The following is a 21,134-nucleotide window of genomic DNA, read 5'->3' as shown; positions in this document are numbered from 1 at the left end:
CTGTACAAATAACTGTACGGGGTTTGTTTTTTTAAAGGCCATTATTTCTCTATTAATACGGTAACACCGTGATTTACTTTGTTATGCAGTTCTTTGCTTCTAACCCTGCTTAAGGTTTCTAATCTCATTCCTAAATAGCTTGCCAAATAGCGTAGCGGTATTTTGTTTAAGTCTACTTTTCCGCTTTCTGCCAGCTTTTGGTACCGTCGCAATGCATTGGGTATTCTGGCCAGTATAGATCTTTCAGACGCAGCATAGTAATGTACCGCTAAAAGTTTTCGCCCGATAATGTTGGCTTCTTCGAAATGGGAATACGCATAGTCGATTAACGTATAAGGAATGCGGATCAATTCGCAATCTTCTAACGCCTGTAAATATTCTACAGAGTGGTTAGATTGTAAATCAGGGTGACGAATGGCGCCTACAATATTATTCCCAAAACAAAACCAGGTGGTAATATCTTTGCCCCCATCTTTTATAAAACCACGAACAATGCCACTTTTTACAAAGTAAAGTGCTGCATTACTATCAATAGGGGAAACAATGTGTTTATTCTTTCTGATTGTGACTAATGAGCAATGTTTTTCGTACTGTGCAATAAGGCTACTGGAAAGCTTATGGTATTGTTCCATATACTGGAGAAGTGGCCGTACAAAAGAACTGTTGTTAGAATTGGGCATAATGTTATAAACTTTTAGGTTCAAAAAGAGATCTTTTTTGATAAATAATCATCCTGCTGTTATATAATATACAAAAATAATCTGAAACGTGTATTTAAATAAATAATAATAGGCGAAGGTTGGTGGCCGTAAGCCCATGCGCCATTAGTTCGATTTTGAATTCTACCAGGTCACCTGTATTAATACTTTCATTAAGATCTGCTAAACAAAATGCAATTTCCTGTTCGTTTTCATCTTGTATAAGTCCAAAGCCAAACGATTGATCGATTTGTATTACCATGCCCTTTCTCATTATACGTCTGTTTGCGTTTTAACTGACATACGTGTAATGTGGCAACAAAGTTTTTTGACTTGTTAATGCTTTTCTAGTCTTAGCGTCTCGCTAAGGCTTTAGTTTTTTGCCACGGAGACTCGGAGAACACGGAATTATATTATGAGGTTTTAGCAAGAGACTAAGGCAAGAGTTAGTTCAGCAGGACATAACAAGAGATTGAACAGAGCAATCGTTAAAGATTTGCTTCGCAGAGCCTTCGGGTTCTTCACTTCGTTCAGAATGACAACGATATCATCTCTTCCCAAATGAAAAAAACCTTTCCAAAATGGAAGGGTTTTTTATGTCTAATTTAATTTTAAAAGCTCTATTTGTTTGTAACTAACTGTAAAACATTTGTTTATGATTTGTTTTCCTTTTGTGGTATAAGAGTTGGCTAATGGCATGTAAAATCAATACAATCATGACCATACTCATTTTTTTAATCCTAATCCTGCTCTGCTGGGCTACTTACAAATCAATCGACTGGTTCGAAAAAATCTAACATTATGATCGCATTATTCATTATCGCCATCGCCGTATTTATCTATATGATCTACGTGCTGATCAAACCCGAAAAATTTTAATCCTCTCCTCTACGGAGGATAATTAACAAATCAAAAAATGAACACTGAATCAACAGGCATTATCGCCACCTTCCTGCTCACCCTGGTCATCGCAATACCATTGGGTAAATACCTGGCTAAGGTTTTTGCAGGAGAAAAAGTCTGGACAGATTTTTTAAAACCATTGGAAACTGGCATTTACAAGCTTTCCGGAATCAATATTAAAGAACAGATGAACTGGAAACAGCAGTTAAAAGCACTGCTTACCATTAATATATTATGGTTGTTTTACGGCTTTTTTGTACTCATCTTTCAGGATAAACTTCCATTCAATCCCGACGGCAACCCTGCGATGTCGCCAGATTTGGCTTTTAACACCATTATCAGTTTTGTTGCCAACTGTAACCTGCAACATTATTCGGGCGAAAGTGGTGTAAGTTACCTTACCCAGCAATATGTGCTCATGTTTCTTCAGTTTGTAAGTGCCGCAACCGGTATTGCGGCTGCAGTTGTCCTTTTCAAAGCTTTTAGAGATAAAACAACTAGCGAGCTTGGCAACTTTTGGGAATTCTTTGTAAAATCTATTACCCGTTTATTATTGCCATTATCTTTTGTGATGGCGCTAATCTTAACCTTTAACGGTACCCCGGCAAGTTATGAGGGTAAAGATCAATTTATTTCCCTGCAAGGCGATACCGTACATGTTTCGAGAGGGCCTGCTGCTCAAATGATTGCCATTAAACATTTAGGCACTAATGGTGGAGGTTATTTTGGAGCCAATTCGGCACATCCATTTGAAAACCCAAGTTATTTTACCAATATGGTTGAGCTGATTGCGCAGGTAATCATTCCTATTGCAATGGTAATTGCATTTGGTTATTTCATCTGCAGGAAAAAACTAGCATGGACCATCTTTGGTGTAATGACCATTGGTTTGTTTATGCTGCTCATCCCGATGCTTAGCTCGGAGTTGGGCGGAAACCCAGCTTTAGCGAAAATGGGTATCTCACAAACAACGGGAGCAATGGAAGGTAAAGAGGTCCGTTTTGGCCCGGCTGCCTCTGCTTACTGGGCAACTGTGACGACAATTATTTCTACCGGATCGGTAAACAGCATGCACGATAGTACCATGCCGATGTCAGGTACATGGCAATTACTTGGAATGATGATTAATTCATTCTATGGGGGTTGCGGCGTAGGTTTATTGAATTACTTCATTTACCTCATTGTTGCTGTATTTATTTCAGGTTTGATGGTGGGAAGAACGCCGGAGTTTCTTGGGCATAAAGTGGAGGCCAGAGAGATTAAAATTGCGGCCATTATCACTTTGTTAAGTCCGTTTTTAATCCTTGCCGGAACTGCCATTGCAAGTTATGTTATTACAAGTCATGGCGATGCCGCATGGGCAGTACAACCTAAAAATTGGCTCAATAACCCTGGTTTCCACGGATTTTCAGAAATGTTATACGAAATGACTTCATCCAACGCCAACAACGGCTCAGGGTTTGAAGGATTGGGCGATAACAATATCTTCTGGAATCTATCCACAGGCATTGTGATTTTTCTAGGCCGTTTCTTACCGATTATCGGACCTGTTGCCATCGCCGGATTATTAGGTGCTAAAAAATTCATACCCGAATCAGCCGGTACGCTTAAAACAGATACCAAAACCTTTGCCCTGATGACTTTTGCAGTTATTCTGGTGCTGAACGCATTATCTTATTTCCCTGCTCTGACTTTAGGACCCTTGGCGGAATATTTTACCATGCTTAAATAAATCTGTGAAATCACATAATAAATAAAAAAATGAAACCCAATAATAAATTGTTCGAACCTGCCTTGGTGCAGACCGCGCTAAAACAATCTTTCATCAAACTAGATCCGAGGGTAATGGTGCGTAACCCGGTCATGTTTACCGTCGAAATCGGAACGCTGGTAATGGCTTATGTTACCGTATACTCTTTTAGCCACAGTGGACAAGGATCGCCATTATACAATTTCTTCATCTTTTTAGTGCTTTTGCTTACTGTGTTGTTTGCAAACTTCGCCGAAGCCATTGCAGAGGCAAGAGGAAAAGCACAGGCAGACAGTCTTCGTAAAACAAGAGAAGAAACACCCGCAAAAGTAATTTTGGCTAATGGAACCATCGAAATCCGTTCATCTAATCAGTTAAAAAAAGGCGATGTGTTTATTTGCGAAACAGGCGATACCATACCAACTGATGGAGAGATTATTGAAGGTATTGCCACCATCGACGAATCGGCCATTACCGGCGAGTCTGCTCCTGTAATCCGCGAATCGGGAGGCGATAAATCTTCGGTAACAGGCGGTACAAAAGTATTATCTGATGAGATTAAAGTTCAGGTGAGTACTGCCCCAGGCGAAAGCTTTTTAGATAAGATGATTGCCTTGGTTGAAGGTGCATCGCGCCAGAAAACACCAAACGAAATTGCTTTAACCATTTTACTGGCCAGTTTTACGTTGGTGTTTATCATCGTATGCATAACACTAAAACCTTTTGCTGATTATGCCAATACGCCGATTACAATTGCTGCACTGATCTCGCTGTTTGTATGTCTGATCCCAACCACTATAGGCGGACTTTTATCTGCCATCGGTATCGCCGGAATGGACAGGGCATTAAGAGCCAATGTAATTACCAAATCAGGTAAAGCGGTAGAAACTGCAGGAGATATTGATGTATTGCTTTTAGATAAAACTGGAACGATCACTATTGGTAACCGTAAAGCGACCAATTTTTATCCAACAGCAGGTGTAAATATTAAAGCTTTTACTGATGCCTGTCTGCTGAGCTCTTTGGCCGATGAAACCCCAGAGGGAAAATCAATCATAGAACTTGCTGCTGATCAGGGTGTTATGTCTGCCGGAACACCTCAGGGATCTACTTTTATCAAATTTACTGCAGAAACCCGCTCAAGTGGATTAGACACCCTTGAAGGAAGACGAATTAGAAAAGGAGCCTTCGATTCGATCAGGAATATTGTAGAAAAAGCTGGGAATATTTTTCCTTCCGATATCGAAAATCATGTAAAGGCCATTGCTACCAATGGAGGAACGCCACTCGTGGTATCTGAAAATGAAAAAGCCCTTGGCGTAATCGAATTACAGGATATCATTAAACCAGGGATCAGTGAACGTTTCGAACGTTTAAGAAAAATGGGTGTGAAAACTGTGATGGTTACCGGAGATAATCCATTAACAGCTAAATATATTGCTGAGAAAGCCGGTGTTGACGATTTTATTGCTGAGGCCAAACCCGAGGATAAAATGAACTACATCAAAGACGAACAGAACTTAGGTAAATTGGTAGCCATGATGGGGGATGGAACCAATGATGCACCTGCCTTAGCACAGGCCGATGTTGGTGTAGCCATGAACAGTGGAACACAGGCTGCAAAAGAGGCAGGTAACATGGTCGATTTGGATAACGACCCCACTAAACTGATCGAAATCGTAGAGATCGGTAAACAGTTACTAATTACACGTGGTACGCTGACCACTTTTTCCATCGCGAATGATGTGGCCAAGTATTTCGCCATCGTTCCGGCATTGTTTATCGCTTCAATTCCTGCCTTGCAAAGCCTGAACATTATGGGCCTGCACTCACCAGAATCAGCCATCATGTCGGCAGTAATTTTTAACGCCATCATTATTCCAATCCTGATTCCTCTGGCATTAAAAGGGGTAGCTTACAAACCTATCGGCGCAACTGCCTTATTGCGCAGAAACCTGTTTATATATGGTATTGGTGGTGTAATAGCCCCATTTATAGGGATTAAAATAATCGATTTATTGGTTGGCTTATTTGTTTAAAAACCTGTCATTCTGAGTGCAGCGAAGAATCTGCAAGCGAAAGGGAAGCCCCTAAAATCTGGCACTGCCTTAAATCAAAGATGCTTCGTCCCTCAGCATGACAGCAAAGAAAAATTAAAATTATCATCATGAAAAAGTATATCATTCAATCCATCCGCTTAACCCTAGTACTGTTGGTACTGTTATGCGTAGTATATCCAATCACTGTGGCCTTTATTGGCAAAATGTCTAAAGGGAACGGTGGAGGAGAAAAAATCACCAAAAATGGTAAAACAGTTGGTTATGCCTTGTTGGGTCAATCTTTTACCAAACCGCAGTATTTCTGGGGCAGACCATCGGCGGTTGCTTACAATGCAGCTGGTTCTGCAGGTTCTAACAAAGGGCCATCCAACCCCGATTATTTAAAGGAAGTGCAGTCGCGTATTGATACTTTATTAAAATACAATCCGGGCATCAAGAAATCAGATATCCCTGCCGATATGGTTACTGCATCAGGAAGCGGGCTTGATCCAAATATTTCCGAGCAAGGCGCCGCGATTCAGATCCAGAGGGTTGCAAAAGCCAGAAATATAGATGCGAAAAAGGTGAAAGAACTTATTGCAATGAATACCCTTAAACCGTTTATGGGTGTTTTTGGTCCTTCATCGGTAAATGTGTTGAAATTAAACCTTGCCCTTGATGAGCTTTAAATGGTGGTTTAACGATAAATCGTCCGACCGTAGTGAATAGATCTAGTTACTGCCTGTTTAAGATCTCTCCATTCCGCTGCACTTCATCCGATAGCTATCGGATCGAGATGACGATCGTGCTATACTTTACTCAATAAAAAAATCAGATAAAATAAATAGAATACAGATGAAAAAATTATTATTACTTGCCGCTACACTTACCATCACTTTTTTTGCAAAAGCACAGGATGAACCCAAAATTAAAGTAACGGGTTATCTTGAGGCCTATTATGGATACGATTTTAACAAACCAGCCGATCATAACCGACCGGGGTTTATTTATTCACATAACCGTGCAAACGAAGTTAACCTGAACCTTGGATTTATTAAAGCCGCCTATGATACAGGAAATATCCGCGCAAACTTAGCAGTCATGGCCGGAACTTATGCCAATGCCAATCTTGCTGCCGAACCTGGGGTATTAAAAAATATCTTCGAGGCCAATGCAGGCGTAAAATTATCGAAGTCGGAAAACCTTTGGATCGACGCCGGAATCTTTTCTTCACACATTGGTTTTGAAGGTGCGGTTTCGAAAGACTGTTGGGTACTCACCAGGAATATTTCTTCAGAGAATACCCCTTATTACGAGTCGGGTGCGAAAATTACCTATGGTACCAAAGATGGCAAATTTACGGCAACGGCACTTTATCTGAACGGATGGCAACGCATTAGCCGCCAGAATGGAAACAACAAACCCGCAGGTGGACTTCAATTAAGTTGGAAACCAACAGCTAAGATTACGGTAAACTACAGCAATTATCTTGGAACGGAAGGGGCCGATTCGGTTAGGGTAAACAGGTTTTACCACAATATTTATGGCATCTTTCAGCTTACTGATAAATTTGGTGTAACCCTTGGATTTGATTACGGAACGCAGCAAAAACAAAAAGGAAGTGATGATAAAAATGAGGTGATCTCACCGGTAGCAATTCTACAATATAAATTTGCACCAAGATGGGCAGTTGCCGGAAGATTCGAATATTATGAAGATAAAAATGGAATTTTTATTGCAACCGGAACGCCACAGGGTTTTAAAACCAAGGGTTACTCGTTAAATCTTGATTATTCGCCCGTAGCAAATGCAGTAATCAGATTGGAAGGAAAAGCCTATGATAGTAAAGACAAAATATTTGCAAGAGATGGCGCTGCGGTAAATGCGAATGCAGCCCTTACAGCGAGTATAGCGGTTTCATTTTAATACGATTCGTCTGCGTGGGTATGAGGATTACTCTTTAAGATTTATCATCCTGAGAGGTAATTTATTTATAAAAATCAATATAAATGACATTTGAATTTAAAAGAAATAATATCGTCATTTCGACTGAAGCTTACCGATTTAAGCATTTGTTTTTATTTACTGAAGGCATGCTTGCTTGTTTCACAGGTTTCATCGGTAGCGTAATGGAGAAAATCTTTAAACTTTTCGGTAACATAGTTCAAAGATCTCTCCATTGCGCTGCGCTTCAGTCGAGATGACGACCCACTATTCGAACTAAAATTAAACAGCTGAAAAGTACATGATCATGGAAGAAGAACAAAAAGAAGAATCGGTCAGGCACTTTTTGGATCTGGTAAAAAAATCGAGGCGCGGAAAGCTCAAGATCTATATCGGCATGAGTGCCGGTGTAGGTAAAACTTACCGGATGCTCCAGGAATCTCATGCGCTGTTGCGGAATGGGGTAGACATTTGTATCGGCTATGTTGAAACCCACAAAAGAGCAGAAACAGAAGCCCTTGTTGCAGGCCTTCCCACTATTCCGCGAAGGAAAATTTTCTATCGTGGCAAGGAAATCGAAGAGATGGACTTAAAAGGAATTATGAATCGCCATCCTGAGATTGTTATTGTTGATGAGCTTGCCCATACCAATGCAGGAGGAAGCAAAAATACCAAACGCTGGCAAGATGTTTTCGATTTACTTGAGGCAGGAATCAGCGTGATCTCGGCCGTAAATATTCAGCACCTGGAAAGCATTAACGAGGAAATTGAGCAGATTACCGGGATATTGGTTACCGAACGTATTCCAGATAAGATATTGGAAATTGCCGACGAGATCGTAAACATCGACCTTACCGCTGACGAATTGGTTACCCGGCTTAAAGAAGGCAAAATTTACGATCAATCGAAAATTGAAAGGGCACTTGGCAATTTTTTTCAGTCCGATAAAATTCTTCAACTGCGCGAACTGGCCTTAAAAGAGGTGGTGCACCAGGTAGAACGGAAAATCCAGACCGAAATTCCAAAATCAATCAAACTTCGGCCTGAACGTTTTTTAGCCTGTATTTCCTCTAATGCCGAAACTGCAGGGGTAGTGATCAGGAAAACTGCAAGACTGGCTTCCTATTACCGGTCGCCATGGATTGTACTGTATGTGCAGAGTGATAGTGAAAGCATGGAACGTATTAAACTCGATAAGCAGCGCCATCTGATTAACCATTTTAAACTGGCTACCGAGCTTGGGGCCGAAGTGATTAAGGTAAAGAGTAATGCGATAACCAAAACCATCATCGATATTGCCAACGAGAAAGAAATTACCACCATTTGTATCGGGAAACCCCATCTTAATATTTTTCAGGTCATTCTGCGTACAGCAGTTTTTAATGGTTTACTGAAGAATCTGGCGATGAAGGATATTGACTTGGTTATCCTATCGTAAATAACGATGGCTAGTCACATCATTCTCAAATAATCAAAACCATATCCCTTTATATCGGGTTGAAATAATAAGACCTATAGAAGCAATATGGAAAAAAAAGATACCAAAATACAATTGATCAACGAGATCACCACTACAGGATTACAAACAGCGGCTAAGAAACTGGGCGCTTCGGCGAGTAAGGCACAGATTAGAAAAGGTGTTTCTAAAAACATCAGTTTAATCGATAAATTATTGCGCATTGTGCTGGTTAAAAGTAAAGATTCGTCGAAAAGGGTACAAAGAGATATAGAGTTTGTTGGCTTGGGGGTTATTGCAGCACATACCTTTTACCGCGGCTTTAAAAAGAAAAAACGATTGTTGATTTTTGAAGGCGTTTTTCTCACCGCAGCACTTGGAGGCGTATTATTAGCAACGCAACTTAAAGCATTAAAACGGCAAATTGTGTGATATTTTGGAGTTGCGGAAAGTCGTCATCTCGATCCAATCGCTATCGGATGAAAGGTAATGAAATGGGGGATCTCAATGATTTAGCTTCGCTAAGCACTACCTGGTTTCCAGACCACGTTATACGCTGATCGAAATGACGATTTCTTTATTGTGGTTTACACCAATACCGAACCACCATCTACCACAATTACTTGCCCTGTGCCGTATTGTTGTTTCATAGTGTATAAAAATGCCTGTGCAATATCGCTGGCTTCTCCAACACGCTTTACAGGTAAACGTTCACCTACACCGACATAGAGGTTATTTCTATCCTCATCGCTCATGCTGTTCCATAAATTGGTTTTAACCACACCTGGCGATACCGAATTTATACGTATTGGTGCCAGTTCTACAGCCATTGCACGGGTAAAACCTTCCATGGCGCCACAAATACTGGCCGCTACGCCCCAGCCGGCACTTGGTCTCGGGCTGGCAATACCTCCTGTTAAATTAATAGAACCGCCTGCTTTAATCTTTTTTGCTGCATATTTAACTGAAGCAAAAGCCCCCCAATACCTTAAGGTAAAAAACTGACGGGCATCTTCCAGGCTGGTTTCATTAATCGTATTCAATACTATATTTTCGCCTGCGGTATATACCAGGTGATCAAAAGGTTCGACTGAATTAAAAAACTGCTTAATGTTTTCTTCTTTACTCAGATCTACGGCAAAGCCTTTGCAGTTTTCGGGTAAGGATTTTAACGCCTCATTAATCCTGTTTTCATTACCAGAAACGATTACCACTTTTGCGCCATCGTGCGCTGCGGCCTGTGCGGTTGCAAAACCTAGGCCCGAGCTTCCACCCAATATAATCACTGTTTTTCCTTTCAGTGTAAATTCATTTGCTTTTATTTTCATGATGTTGTAAATTGAAGTGCAAATTTTGAGATATCAACAACCAATTCACTTACCAATTGGTAAAAACGGTCTGAGCCTGTATTTTTGTTCAACTCAATTCCATACTATATATAAATTCCAATGCCGAACAAACTTATCAGCTACCTGAAACTGTACCATCAAATTTCGGCAGCAGAAGAGCAGTATATCGTGGAAGCCTTTAATCCCAAAATGTTTAAAGAAGGAGAAGCGCTCTCCCAGCCAGGCAGTATTAGCAAAGAACTTTTTTTTATTGTTGACGGCGTACTCAGGATTGTTATCCGAAATGAAAAGGGGAATGAAGTGACCCATTATTTTTTAAAAGAAAACCAGTTTTGTACGATATTGAATAGTTTCCATAAGCAGATACCGGCAGAAGAATGTATACAGGCAGCCTGCAATTGTGAGGTTTTAGGGATTAACAGAACAGCGCTTTTGAAACTTTACGAACAGGTACCATATCTTAAAACAGTTATTGATCAGATTACACAACAAGCTTTAATAGACAAGATCAATATCCGAAATGTCTATTTGGGGCAGGATTCTGCCAATAGATACCGGTTGTTTGTTACCCGTCAGGCCGACATTGCCCTGCGCGTATCATTAACTGATGTAGCTTCTTATTTAGGAATCACGCCACAATCTTTATCCAGGATCAGAAGGCAGATCAATAACTAGTGATTATCTTAACTTAAACGTTAATCACCTAACTGATCAGGGATACGTCCATGGAATAAGAAAATATGTTTATTGGAAGATGATAAAGGAGGCTATTTTGGCATTTCTTGCTTTAACCCGCCCCTGTTCGAAACAGTACCGATTTTTGTAGCCTTGCCATTCATTTTAGCATATTCCTATGACACTTTTTACCCAAAAAATTGTTCAGTTTGTATAACCCTAGGGCAATAATTATTTTAGTATAAACATTATTAAAAAGGAAAAATGGATTTACAATTAAAGCATAAAACGGCTTTTATAAGCGGCTCTACCGCTGGGATCGGATTCGCGATTGCCGAAAGTTTATTAAAAGAAGGTGTAAAAGTAATTATCAATGGCCGGTCGCAAAGCGGTGTAGACGATGCAGTCAGATCATTGCAAGGTATTGCCGGGAATGAATTTATTTCAGGAATAGCTGCTGATTTTTCGAAAGCCGATGAAGTAAATAACCTGATCGATAAATTACCGGAGATAGATATTCTGATCAATAACGCAGGCATTTTTGAACCTAAAGCTTTTGAAGAGATCAGTGATGAAGATTGGTTTAGGTTTTTCGAAGTTAACGTAATGAGTGGAATCAGGTTGTCGAGGCAACTCTTCCCTAAGATGTTAAAGAAAAATTGGGGCAGGATTATTTTTATCTCCAGCGAATCGGCTGTGTTTATCCCGGATGAAATGATCCACTATGGCATGACTAAAACTGCACAGCTGGCCGTTAGCCGTGGTTTGGCAGAATTAACTCAAGGTACCGGGGTAACCGTCAATTCAATTTTGCCCGGCCCTACCAAATCAAAAGGTGTAGGTACTTTTATTGAAGATTTAGCCAAAAATGGAAACATCACTATTGCTGAGGTAGAAGCCGATTTCTTTAAGAACATGCGGCCCACTTCCTTACTGCAACGCTTTCTTGATGTGAGTGAAATTGCAAATGCCGTTACTTTTTATGTAAGTCCGTTAGCCTCCGGAACCAATGGCGCTGCCATTAGGGTAGAAGGCGGTTTAGTGAGATCGATATTATAGTATATTATAGCTGATTTAGGCGTTTATATTATGCTAGTGAACTTTTAATTTATCATTTCGGATGCTGAAAAAAGACTTCTAATAATATTGGTGTGCACAGAAATATTTTTTTGCTGCACGTAGGGGTAAGTGTCGTGTTTGTTGTCTCATTTTAAAATTAGACAGAAATGAACACAACTTCGACAAAAATTAAAAACAGCTGTGCAACAAACATCAGCTTCAAAAATGCATCTGGTGTTAAAGCATTGGGTTTAGCGATATTATTAAGTATTGGATTAAATGGTTTTGCCCAAGAAAGCAAAAAAGGTAAAGTAAATATTGGTTTTGTATACCCAATAAGCACAAACGGAACCCATGCAGCGCTAGATACAAATGTATTTTCTTTAAACGCTTTGGTTGGTGTTTCGGCAGCAGAAAAAGGACTCTCATTTGCAGGCCTTTCCAATATCGTGCGTAAAAATGCAAGCGGTACACAGTTCGCAGGTTTTTCTAACCACATTGGTGGCAAAGCAAGTGGGGCACAGTTTGCAGGTTTTATCAATACCTATGGTGGAGGGAATGGGGCTGCTATAGCAGGTTTCGCCAATATCTCAAAAGAAAATAGCGGTGCTCAGGTCGCTGGTTTTATGAACTGGACTTCTAAAAATGTTTCTGCCGTGCAGGTAGGAGGTTTTATGAATAAAGCCGCCGATGTAAAAGGATCGCAAATTGCAGGTTTTATCAATGTGGCAAAGAAAGTGAAAGGCGTTCAGCTTGCAGGTTTTATTAACGTGGCCGATAGCAGCGATTATCCGATCGGCATTATCAATATTGTTAAAAATGGCGAGAAAAGTATTGCTTTAACTACCAACCAGAATTTAACTACCATGGCCATATTCAGATCGGGCGGGAAAGTATTATATGGTATTATCGGCGCTGGTTATAACTTTAAAAATAAAGATGAAGTTTACGCTTTCGAAGCAGGTTTAGGTGCTCACTTTTTTCAATCAGAACACTTCAGGTTAAATGCAGAACTTACCGGGAGTTCGTTACAAAACTTTAAACGGGGCAATTATTTCAAATCTACGTTTCAGTTACTGCCTTCGCTTAGGATAGGCCAGAATTTAGAAATTTTTGCTGGTCCGTCGTTCAATTTTGTATCAACCAATACCGAAGAGGGAAAAACCTTACAGAAACACTATGTGAAAAGCTGGGATAGAAAAGACAACACCCTACATGCACTATTTTTAGGTTATACAGGTGGTTTGGCAATTAGTTTTTAAGATGAATGATTTAATGATTGAATGACTGAATTTTGAATGAGGGAATGATTGAGTTTCGCATACATCCAACACTCACTCAATCAATCATTCAAAATTCAATAATTAATAAACCTATATATTTGATTACAATTAAACCCGTGGAATTAACAGCAGTATCTTCCGAAATTAGCCATCAATACCATGATGATACCGAATTTGAACATTTGTTCAAAACGCATTACAATGCACTGCACGCTTATGCTCAGGTGATTTTAAAAGATGAAGATGTTGCTGAAGAAATTGTACAGGGAATGTTCTTAAAGTTTTGGGAAAAAAGAGAAAACCTTAGAATACAATCTATAAAAGCATACCTCTACAAATGTGTTTACAACGATAGTTTAAACTACATTAAACAGGAAAAAACCAAAAGCAAATACCAGGAATTTACGGTACACACCATGAATACAGAACATGAACCTGCTGCTGCAAAAATCGAATTTACTGAACTACAGCAGCATTTAAAAGATGCCTTGAACCATTTACCAGAACAATGCCGCACCATTTTTCAAATGAGCAGGTTCGAAGAATTGAAATACCGCGAAATTGCCGATCATTTAGGTCTCTCAATCAAAACGGTAGAAAATCAAATGGGAAAAGCTTTAAGGATTTTAAGGCTAAAACTTGCCGATTTCCTGGTGTTTATTTTACTCGGATTATGGTATTACAACGATTTTTTTAATTAGAAGAAAGCGCATGACTGATGAATTATTGATAAAGGTTCTTCTAAAAGAAAGTACTATAGAAGAAAACGAAAAGGTAGAAAAGTGGCTAGACGCTGCCGAAGCCAATAAAAAGCATTTTACGCAGTTAGAAACCATCTGGCAGGTAAGCAACACCCTAAAAAATGATAACAAAAGGGATGAAGAGCAGGCGTGGGCAAGTTTTAAGGCGAGAAGAGCAGATTTAAAACCAGGGGGCGACAACATTAAGCGGTTAAATGCTGGTAAAGTTTGGCTAAGGATAGCAGCAGTTTTGTTTATTGCCATAGGTGGATGGATCGCATATAGTTTGTACGGCCCAGGAAAATATACCGAACTCGCGGCTACCTACCAGGTACGTACAGAAACCTTACCTGATGGATCAGCGCTGACCTTAAACAAGAATACCAAAATAAGCTATGCCACTAACTTTAAAAACAACAGAAAACTGAATTTGGAACAAGGTGATGTGTTTTTTGATGTGGCCAAAGATAAAGCGCACCCTTTTGTAATTGATATCGAAAAGATCAGTGTAGAAGTAGTGGGTACGTCCTTCAATATCAAGCATATAAAAAAGGATACCGAAATTAACGTAGAAACCGGAATTGTGAAGGTTCGCCTGGCCAATGATGAGATTAAGCTTTATAAGGGTGAAAAGATTATCATTAATAACAATACCCGTAAACTGATAAAAGAACAAAGTACCGATCAGCTTTATAATTACTATCGTAGCAATCTGTTTCAGGCGAATAACATTTCTTTATCCAAGCTGGTAAATGCTTTGAATGAGGCTTACGGAAGCAACATCACTTTGGATGAAAAGATTAAAGCCTTAACAATTAATACCACTTTAAAAATGGGATCGGTAAACCAGAATCTTGAAATTATCTGCCAAACCTTAAATTTAAAGTTATCACGTAACGGCAATACCATTTTGTTGTCTGCTAAAAAATAATGAAGACAAGACTAATTATTTTATTGCTCTTTATTTCGGGTTATTGTAGCGCACAGGTTACCGCAGTCGATTATAGAAGAAATTTATCCAAAGGAGTAAGCTTAAATGTTAAGCAAGAACGGGTTGGCAATGTTTTGCAGATGATAAGCAAGGCTGGCGGATTCTATTTTTCTTACAATGGTGTGCTGTTCAGGCAGGATAGTCTGGTTAGCCTTAATGTTAAAAATGTTCCGGTACGCGAGGTTTTAGATCGGCTATTTGATGGTAAGGTAGATTATAAAGAAAATGCCGGATACATTATTCTTCGCTATGCCGTAAATCATTTAACAATAGAAGCAGCGCACATTGCAAATGGCGATAATGAATATGCAATAAGCGGTTATGTGGTTGATACCAGAACAGGCAATAAGGTTAAACAGGCCAGTGTTTACGAAAAAAAGCTGCTTCAGGCTGCACTTACAGATAACAACGGTTATTTTACATTGCGTTTTAGAGGCGAGCATAATGGCGTAATTTTAACGGCAAGTAAAGAAACCTATCGCGATACAGCCCTGGTTTTCCTGGCTGACATCAATATAAAACCTGAGAAATACGAAGATCCGGACAAAGAAAAAGGCGCATTTTTCACCAATACTTTTGGGGGGCGCGGAATATGGCGTTTTTTGCTCTCCTCAAAGCAACGCATCCAAAACCTGAATATTCCTGATTTTTTGGCACAGACACCATTTCAGGCATCGTTTACCCCTGGCCTAAGTTCGCATGGCAGCATGAGTTCTAGTGTAGTAAACAAGGCATCTTTAAATATACTTGGTGGTTATACTGCCGGAACAAATGGTTTTGAAGTAGCGGGTGCGTTTAATTTAACTAAAGGCGATATTAAAAAGATTCAGGTGGCGGGTTTGTTCAATGTAGTAGGTGGATCGGTAAAAGGTACTCAATTTTCAGGCGCGTACAACGATGTAAATCTCAATATGGATGGTGTACAGGTGGCCGGTTTGTTAAACAGGGTAGAAAGTAAGGTAAGGGGGCTGCAATTGGCGGGGGTAGGCAACCTTGCAGGCAAAGATGTTAAAGGCGCGCAGGTAGCCGGACTGATTAATGTGAGCAAAAATACCACAGGTGTTCAGCTGGCAGGTGTAATGAATAAAACCTCGGGCCGTTTAAAGGGCATGCAGCTTGCCGGATTGGTTAACCAGGCTAAAAACATGGATGGTTTTCAACTGTCTGTGGTAAATCTGGCCGATTCATCATCCGGTATCAGTATCGGGTTGATCAACCTATCCAATGATGGCTATCGCAAAATAACGGTATATAGCAATGAGCTAATCAATACCAATGTCGCCTTTAAAACCGGAAATGCCAAATTATATACCTTATTAATTGCAGGTAAAAATTTTTCAGATACTGTCCGGGCATTTACTTTTGGATTAGGCCTTGGTCATGATTTTATATTAAACAAACGTTTTGCTATCGCCGCCGAAGGAACCATTCAATCCATATATCTAGGTAATTTTGAAGAAGCAAACAACCTCTACAGGCTACAGGCAAATCTGCAGTTTAACGCTTTGTCGAGGCTTGCTATTTTTGCAGGACCTGCGTATTCCTATTACGTGAAGGGAGAAGCCATTTCTGGCGAAAATTATAAAAAAGACGTGGCGCCTGTCTGGAGTCGTCATTTTAAAAACGGTGCACAAGGTTGGTTAGGTTGGAATTTTGGCTTTACGGTTTCTCTATAGTTCGTTTATTTTTGTCAATTTTATGACTTCAATTAATTAAATGGTTATATTTGATTACCAATTTTAATCTTATGTTATTATTTGCGGTTCCGCTATATTTTATTGCCTTTTTTGGGTGGATCATTTACGCTGCCCTGGTTAAGAAGAACCTGAAACAAAACATGCCAATGTTTTATTTTGGAGGTGTGTTTAGCTTGATCTGGATTGTGATTGTAACCATTGCCTATATTTAGTTACATTAGTCATTATAAAGGATTTGACTCCTGCTTGCGTCATCGTTTAAAAACGCAGAACAGATGCTTAACCTTAAGGCCTACCGTTTCATTGTAAACTAGGTATTCTACTGTATTCGCTGTTTGAATTGCCAGCTTTTTCTTTAATATTGACTAAGTTATTTTTGTTTATGCCTTTGAAATCTATTATCCAGATAAAGAAGGAGCGCTGCCGCCTGAAACTGAATAAAGAAGGAGTTAACTAGTTTAAAGTTTATGCCGACTATACCGAAAATTAAAATAGTTGATGATAGCGATCTAAGAGCTGAAATTGATAACATTTACGCGCAAACAGATCAGGCCTCTTTAGCAAAGTGGGCCATTAAGTGTGCGAAAAATGTGTTAACCTGTTTGCCGGATGAAATTATAGATTTATCTGTTGTTGAAATCGGATTCGAAATAAATAGACGCTGGCAAGCTGGAAAAGCAAGTGTTCACGAGGTCAGACAAGCTGGTTTCAGAATTCATGAGCTTGCCAGGGCTTGTAGCACCGAGGTGACGAAAAATGCCATTCGAACGGCTGGTCAGGCGGTAGGTGTTGGGCACATGAGGGAGCATGCTATGGTATGCGCTGATTACGCAATTAAAACCATTGGCTTAGCTTTTCCTAAAGATTTAAACCGGATTAAAGCCGAACGTACCTGGCAATTGGAAACATTAAAGAAGATAATAGCCAAGGAAGGAGAAGAGCCTCAAACCGAATAAAAATGTTTTAATTAAGGTAATGGTTTCTTTAAATCGGATCTTAAATTTTAAAAAATAAATATTAATGGCGCAACAATTAGAAGTTTGGCAAAGAGGGCCGCTGCCCGAAATTATCCCGATGTTACAGCCTGTAGCACATGCCTTATTACAAGCAAGAGAAGAGATTAATGAGTATATGGTCAACTTCCCAATCGAATTGCTTTGGCAACGCCCCGCCGGAATGGCATCTACAGGTTTTCATCTTCAGCATTTAAGTGGGGTACTCGATCGGGTATTTACTTATGCCAGGGCAGAAGGTCTTTCTGAATTTCAGTTTGCCCAGTTGGCTGAAGAGGGTAAAGATTCGGCAGCGGGATATACCGTGGCAGATCTTGTTAACCGTTTCAACAAACAGGTAGATCTTGCATTAGCGCAGATCAAAAGTACAGATGCAACCACATTGCCCGATTATAGAGGCGTAGGTCGCGCAGGACTCCCTTCAACTGTTATCGGCTTGTTGTTCCATGCGGCAGAGCATACCATGCGCCATGTAGGGCAATTGATGGTTACCGTAGCGGTAGTGAAGAATTATAAACAAGTTTAAAATCACCACTGCCATAGGGTTGTCACTCCGTCTGCTAAATTTGTTGCATGTTTAAAATAATTGATGGGGCATGTCTTCCGGAAAATTATTTTATTAATTGCAAGATAGTGGAAAACAAAGTAAAAGATATAGAAACTTTTTGTCCTGCCAACATCAAAGAATGGCGGGAATGGTTAGCCGCCCATCACGAACTTAAATCGTCGGTTTGGCTTGTTTATGGCAAAAAAGGTTCGGGTTTGCCAAGCATCACCTGGAGCGAAGCTGTAGATGTGGCCCTGTGTTTTGGCTGGATAGACAGTATAAAAAAGTCCATAGATAGCGACACGTTTATGCAGTTTTTCTGTAAACGGAAACCCAATAGCGTTTGGTCGAAAATCAATAAGGAAAAGGTAAAGCGCCTGTTGACACAAAAGCTTATCGCAAAAGCAGGTTTAGAAGCCATTAAAAAAGCTAAACAAAATGGGTCATGGACTACTTTAGATGCAGTAGAAACACTTAAAATACCTAAAGATTTAGCCTTAGAATTTAAAAACAATAAAGACGCAAAGATTTTTTTTCTTGGCCTAAGTAAATCCGCTAAGAAAGCCATCTTACAATGGATTGTACTGGCAAAAAGAGCAGAAACCCGGCAAAACAGAATTCTTGAACTTGTAAAATCTTCATCAGAAAACGTATTGCCTAAGCAATTTCTGCGCTAAAGGGCAAACCATCTAAATTAGCTGTTTAATAAATACCTACATTTTTAAAAATGGATATTACCAAAAGATTTGACCGGATATTACAGATATTTTTTCTGTTGCAATCTAAATCCGTAGTCACTACTGAAGAATTAAAAAAGCGCTTCGAAATCAGTTTAAGGACAATTTATAGGGATTTAAAAGCACTGGAGATTGCCGGCATTCCGATCGTAAATGAATCAGGATCTGGTTATTCGATTATGGAAGGGTTTAGGCTGCAGCCATCAAGGTTTAGTCAGGAAGAAATTCTCAGTTTAATGGTTGCCGAAAAAGTGATGCAGAAACATGAAACCGAGTTTATTAAAAAACATTTTGAGGCGGCACTCATCAAAATAAAAAGCTCTTTTCAGGTGAATCAAAAAAGAGATTTCCTGCATTTAGAAGATGCTATACATCTTAAAAACGACTTTAAATCGAATGATTACCTGCCGAACATTATCGATGTTTTACTCAATAGTACCTTAAAGAAAAAAATAACCCATATCGATTACCTCAAAAGTGGCGATATTCATACGGTTGGCAGATCTGTAGAACCAATCGGTGTATTCTACGAGCACAGTCTTTGGTATCTTTTGGCCTATTGCCATTTAAGGAAAGATTACCGCAATTTTAGGTTAGACAGAATTAAAAAAGTTCTGGTGCTTGAAGAAAGCTTTACTATTGCACACCCACCAATTAACGAATTCAGGGATAAAAGTCTATCTGAAAATATGATGAAAGTCGAAATCAGGGTAGACCGGAAGTATGCGCATTTTTTATATTGGGAACGGCAGATTTTCGGATTTACAAGCGAAGAAATTTCAGATGATTTTGTGATCATGTATTTCGATTGCTCCCTTTCTGTGGTTTCTTTTGTGCGCTGGTTTGTTAAATTTGTTGATGTTGCCGACATTATAGAACCAGCCTATTTAAACAATGAGCTGATTGAAATAATGGAAGCTGGTTTGAAGAGAATACAAAACAAAGAGGTTGTATCATAAATATAGAATTGTCATCCTGACGGATAGTTTATTTTATAAAATCAATATGAGTGACGTATAATTGATTTCTTTTGCAATACGCCACAGTCTTGCCTCGGCTCGCCGCCGCCGAAGAGCTCTTTCTTTTTGGCATCAAAAAGAAACAAAAAATGCCGGCTGAAAATTTATTCATTTGTTGTTTGTAACTTTCAGTTGCATTCATGAGGGCTTCGCCGTTTTCTTTCAAAGCCAGTAATAGGGCTTGGTCAGTAGAGCCCGAAAAATTTGTTAGGCCGGATTTAAGTAGAACGGAGATATAGTGCTACGGCCTAGTTGGGCGGAAATAAAAAACGGACATAAATCATTCATGTTTAGGTGATTATAAAAGAACGTCAATGGTAGGGATAATTTATTTTATAAAAATGAAGGGAAAATTTAAAAGATAATAAATCCGCTCCAAGTATCGTCATTGCGAGAAGGCTTTTCCAGCCGACGAAGCAATCTCTATGCAAGGAACACTCGCATGAAAGATTGCTTCGTCGTTCCTCCTCGCAATTACGATTTTTCTATTGAGTCCATCAATGGTTGCTTGAAGGGCTTATTTAAATACCTCATAAGGTGTTTCAACAGGCTCAACATGACAGCATCTGAGGTGAAATAGCCTTTATGATACAGTCTCCTGCTTTTTAATAACGGTCCCAGAAAAATGGAGGCTCAATGCCTAAGTCCCTTAAATATACAAAGCCCTGCCCACGGTGGTGTATTTCGTTATCGATAAAATACAACAGGTGGCTAATGATCGAAAACTCGTATTGCCCGAATAATTTAATTGTTTCGTGAAGCTGATCTTCAGCGATTTGGTTAAAGTATTCCACAATTTTTGGGGTATCCTCATCCCATTTTGCTAGTAGCTCTTCTTTGTTATTAAGCGGGAGATCATGACTAAAAGGAGCTGTTTCTCTGGTAACCATTTCTTTTAAACCAGGAACATTAATCGATAACAACTCTTTAATTAATGAAGAAAAAGGCCTCATTCCACCGACCGAAAATTCGAATAATTCTTTCTCGGGAAATTTTTCGATGGTTTTTCTGGTTAGTTTTCTGTGGCCTAACCAATGCTGTAGTAATTCGCTTTTAGTAATCATAGTTGCTGACATCTTGTTATATTAATTTAATAGAACAAAACTAAGACTGGCCTATGACAGCTGTTTGTCAGCCGAAAAACAACATATTTTTTTTTATTAAATTTCTATTTATTTTTTGAATCTGGAAGGTAGGAATAGCTTTTAACGATCATAAAACAAGTTCATCTTGT

At 39.4% G+C, this 21,134-nt stretch carries 22 protein-coding genes; 18 read left to right on the top strand and 4 right to left on the bottom strand.

Annotation, left to right across the window (positions count from 1 at the left end; genetic code table 11):
* Positions 1-41 precede the first annotated feature (41 nt).
* Complete coding sequence (locus tag ACTJKN_RS26395; protein ID WP_440828610.1) at positions 42-680, bottom strand: Crp/Fnr family transcriptional regulator; 639 nt, start codon at positions 678-680, stop codon at positions 42-44.
* A gap of 94 nt (positions 681-774) precedes the next feature.
* Positions 775-960: a hypothetical protein gene (locus tag ACTJKN_RS26390; RefSeq protein WP_440828609.1), complete on the bottom strand. Its 186-nt coding sequence runs from the start codon at positions 958-960 to the stop codon at positions 775-777.
* A 539-nt stretch (positions 961-1,499) separates the two neighbouring features.
* Here ACTJKN_RS26390 and ACTJKN_RS26385 point away from each other — a divergent pair.
* The 7 genes from ACTJKN_RS26385 to ACTJKN_RS26355 all read left to right on the top strand — a co-directional run bounded on the left by ACTJKN_RS26385 (position 1,500) and on the right by ACTJKN_RS26355 (position 9,222).
* Entirely contained in the window at positions 1,500-1,577 is a 78-nt protein-coding gene (locus ACTJKN_RS26385; RefSeq protein WP_082035969.1) for a potassium-transporting ATPase subunit F, read from the top strand.
* Positions 1,578-1,614: 37 nt separating this feature from the next.
* Positions 1,615-3,333, top strand: coding sequence for a potassium-transporting ATPase subunit KdpA (gene kdpA / locus ACTJKN_RS26380; protein WP_440828608.1), 1,719 nt, complete (start codon positions 1,615-1,617; stop codon positions 3,331-3,333).
* A 29-nt stretch (positions 3,334-3,362) separates the two neighbouring features.
* Positions 3,363-5,390, top strand: a complete 2,028-nt coding sequence (kdpB, locus tag ACTJKN_RS26375) for a potassium-transporting ATPase subunit KdpB (protein WP_440828607.1) — start codon at positions 3,363-3,365, stop codon at positions 5,388-5,390.
* A 128-nt stretch (positions 5,391-5,518) separates the two neighbouring features.
* Positions 5,519-6,079, top strand: coding sequence for a K(+)-transporting ATPase subunit C (locus tag ACTJKN_RS26370; RefSeq protein ID WP_440828606.1), 561 nt, complete (start codon positions 5,519-5,521; stop codon positions 6,077-6,079).
* A gap of 166 nt (positions 6,080-6,245) precedes the next feature.
* Positions 6,246-7,316: a porin gene (locus tag ACTJKN_RS26365; RefSeq protein WP_440828605.1), complete on the top strand. Its 1,071-nt coding sequence runs from the start codon at positions 6,246-6,248 to the stop codon at positions 7,314-7,316.
* Between the two features lie 325 nt (positions 7,317-7,641).
* Entirely contained in the window at positions 7,642-8,772 is a 1,131-nt protein-coding gene (locus ACTJKN_RS26360; RefSeq protein WP_440828604.1) for a sensor protein KdpD, read from the top strand.
* A gap of 87 nt (positions 8,773-8,859) precedes the next feature.
* A complete protein-coding gene (locus ACTJKN_RS26355; RefSeq protein ID WP_440828603.1) occupies positions 8,860-9,222 on the top strand; it encodes a hypothetical protein in 363 nt (120 codons plus the stop codon).
* A 155-nt stretch (positions 9,223-9,377) separates the two neighbouring features.
* Here the strand turns inward: ACTJKN_RS26355 and ACTJKN_RS26350 are convergent, their stop codons facing one another.
* Complete coding sequence (locus tag ACTJKN_RS26350) at positions 9,378-10,118, bottom strand: SDR family oxidoreductase (RefSeq protein WP_440828602.1); 741 nt, start codon at positions 10,116-10,118, stop codon at positions 9,378-9,380.
* A 120-nt stretch (positions 10,119-10,238) separates the two neighbouring features.
* Here ACTJKN_RS26350 and ACTJKN_RS26345 point away from each other — a divergent pair, with 120 nt between their 5' ends.
* From ACTJKN_RS26345 to ACTJKN_RS26295, 11 genes are all read left to right on the top strand, one after another.
* A complete protein-coding gene (locus tag ACTJKN_RS26345) occupies positions 10,239-10,814 on the top strand; it encodes a Crp/Fnr family transcriptional regulator (RefSeq protein ID WP_440828601.1) in 576 nt (191 codons plus the stop codon).
* Positions 10,815-11,078: 264 nt separating this feature from the next.
* Entirely contained in the window at positions 11,079-11,873 is a 795-nt protein-coding gene (locus ACTJKN_RS26340; RefSeq protein ID WP_440828600.1) for an SDR family NAD(P)-dependent oxidoreductase, read from the top strand.
* 167 nt (positions 11,874-12,040) lie between these two features.
* Positions 12,041-13,135, top strand: coding sequence for a hypothetical protein (locus tag ACTJKN_RS26335; RefSeq protein WP_440828599.1), 1,095 nt, complete (start codon positions 12,041-12,043; stop codon positions 13,133-13,135).
* 137 nt (positions 13,136-13,272) lie between these two features.
* Entirely contained in the window at positions 13,273-13,857 is a 585-nt protein-coding gene (locus ACTJKN_RS26330) for an RNA polymerase sigma-70 factor (protein WP_440828598.1), read from the top strand.
* 10 nt (positions 13,858-13,867) lie between these two features.
* A complete protein-coding gene (locus tag ACTJKN_RS26325; protein ID WP_440828597.1) occupies positions 13,868-14,827 on the top strand; it encodes a FecR family protein in 960 nt (319 codons plus the stop codon).
* Positions 14,827-16,563 carry an STN and carboxypeptidase regulatory-like domain-containing protein gene (locus ACTJKN_RS26320; RefSeq protein WP_440828596.1) on the top strand — a complete coding sequence of 579 codons (1,737 nt, stop codon included), beginning with the start codon at positions 14,827-14,829 and terminating at the stop codon, positions 16,561-16,563. The genes ACTJKN_RS26325 and ACTJKN_RS26320 overlap by 1 nt, the downstream gene beginning before the upstream one ends.
* Positions 16,564-16,634: 71 nt before the next feature.
* Positions 16,635-16,796, top strand: coding sequence for a hypothetical protein (locus ACTJKN_RS26315; protein WP_440828595.1), 162 nt, complete (start codon positions 16,635-16,637; stop codon positions 16,794-16,796).
* Between the two features lie 255 nt (positions 16,797-17,051).
* A complete protein-coding gene (locus ACTJKN_RS26310; protein WP_440828594.1) occupies positions 17,052-17,540 on the top strand; it encodes a putative immunity protein in 489 nt (162 codons plus the stop codon).
* Positions 17,541-17,604: 64 nt separating this feature from the next.
* Entirely contained in the window at positions 17,605-18,123 is a 519-nt protein-coding gene (locus ACTJKN_RS26305; protein WP_440828593.1) for a DinB family protein, read from the top strand.
* A gap of 107 nt (positions 18,124-18,230) precedes the next feature.
* Complete coding sequence (locus ACTJKN_RS26300; protein WP_440828592.1) at positions 18,231-18,821, top strand: YdeI/OmpD-associated family protein; 591 nt, start codon at positions 18,231-18,233, stop codon at positions 18,819-18,821.
* A gap of 50 nt (positions 18,822-18,871) precedes the next feature.
* Complete coding sequence (locus tag ACTJKN_RS26295) at positions 18,872-19,840, top strand: helix-turn-helix transcriptional regulator (RefSeq protein WP_440828591.1); 969 nt, start codon at positions 18,872-18,874, stop codon at positions 19,838-19,840.
* 665 nt (positions 19,841-20,505) lie between these two features.
* On the opposite strand, the gene ACTJKN_RS26290 is transcribed toward ACTJKN_RS26295, so the two are convergent.
* Positions 20,506-20,964: a DinB family protein gene (locus tag ACTJKN_RS26290; protein WP_440828590.1), complete on the bottom strand. Its 459-nt coding sequence runs from the start codon at positions 20,962-20,964 to the stop codon at positions 20,506-20,508.
* Positions 20,965-21,134: the final 170 nt, after the last annotated feature.

The organism is Pedobacter sp. 22163 (assembly GCF_052045595.1).
In the GTDB taxonomy this organism is placed as follows: domain Bacteria; phylum Bacteroidota; class Bacteroidia; order Sphingobacteriales; family Sphingobacteriaceae; genus Pedobacter.
This window is presented reverse-complemented; position numbering and strand designations above follow the sequence as displayed.

Coding starts and splice junctions, on each gene's coding strand:
- ACTJKN_RS26395 (WP_440828610.1), bottom strand. CDS start 680: ATGCCCAATTCTAACAACAGTTCTTTTGTACGGCCACTTCTCCAGTAT.
- ACTJKN_RS26390 (WP_440828609.1), bottom strand. CDS start 960: ATGGTAATACAAATCGATCAATCGTTTGGCTTTGGACTTATACAAGAT.
- ACTJKN_RS26385 (WP_082035969.1), top strand. CDS start 1,500: ATGATCGCATTATTCATTATCGCCATCGCCGTATTTATCTATATGATC.
- kdpA (WP_440828608.1), top strand. CDS start 1,615: ATGAACACTGAATCAACAGGCATTATCGCCACCTTCCTGCTCACCCTG.
- kdpB (WP_440828607.1), top strand. CDS start 3,363: ATGAAACCCAATAATAAATTGTTCGAACCTGCCTTGGTGCAGACCGCG.
- ACTJKN_RS26370 (WP_440828606.1), top strand. CDS start 5,519: ATGAAAAAGTATATCATTCAATCCATCCGCTTAACCCTAGTACTGTTG.
- ACTJKN_RS26365 (WP_440828605.1), top strand. CDS start 6,246: ATGAAAAAATTATTATTACTTGCCGCTACACTTACCATCACTTTTTTT.
- ACTJKN_RS26360 (WP_440828604.1), top strand. CDS start 7,642: ATGGAAGAAGAACAAAAAGAAGAATCGGTCAGGCACTTTTTGGATCTG.
- ACTJKN_RS26355 (WP_440828603.1), top strand. CDS start 8,860: ATGGAAAAAAAAGATACCAAAATACAATTGATCAACGAGATCACCACT.
- ACTJKN_RS26350 (WP_440828602.1), bottom strand. CDS start 10,118: ATGAAAATAAAAGCAAATGAATTTACACTGAAAGGAAAAACAGTGATT.
- ACTJKN_RS26345 (WP_440828601.1), top strand. CDS start 10,239: ATGCCGAACAAACTTATCAGCTACCTGAAACTGTACCATCAAATTTCG.
- ACTJKN_RS26340 (WP_440828600.1), top strand. CDS start 11,079: ATGGATTTACAATTAAAGCATAAAACGGCTTTTATAAGCGGCTCTACC.
- ACTJKN_RS26335 (WP_440828599.1), top strand. CDS start 12,041: ATGAACACAACTTCGACAAAAATTAAAAACAGCTGTGCAACAAACATC.
- ACTJKN_RS26325 (WP_440828597.1), top strand. CDS start 13,868: ATGACTGATGAATTATTGATAAAGGTTCTTCTAAAAGAAAGTACTATA.
- ACTJKN_RS26320 (WP_440828596.1), top strand. CDS start 14,827: ATGAAGACAAGACTAATTATTTTATTGCTCTTTATTTCGGGTTATTGT.
- ACTJKN_RS26315 (WP_440828595.1), top strand. CDS start 16,635: ATGTTATTATTTGCGGTTCCGCTATATTTTATTGCCTTTTTTGGGTGG.
- ACTJKN_RS26310 (WP_440828594.1), top strand. CDS start 17,052: ATGCCGACTATACCGAAAATTAAAATAGTTGATGATAGCGATCTAAGA.
- ACTJKN_RS26305 (WP_440828593.1), top strand. CDS start 17,605: ATGGCGCAACAATTAGAAGTTTGGCAAAGAGGGCCGCTGCCCGAAATT.
- ACTJKN_RS26295 (WP_440828591.1), top strand. CDS start 18,872: ATGGATATTACCAAAAGATTTGACCGGATATTACAGATATTTTTTCTG.
- ACTJKN_RS26290 (WP_440828590.1), bottom strand. CDS start 20,964: ATGATTACTAAAAGCGAATTACTACAGCATTGGTTAGGCCACAGAAAA.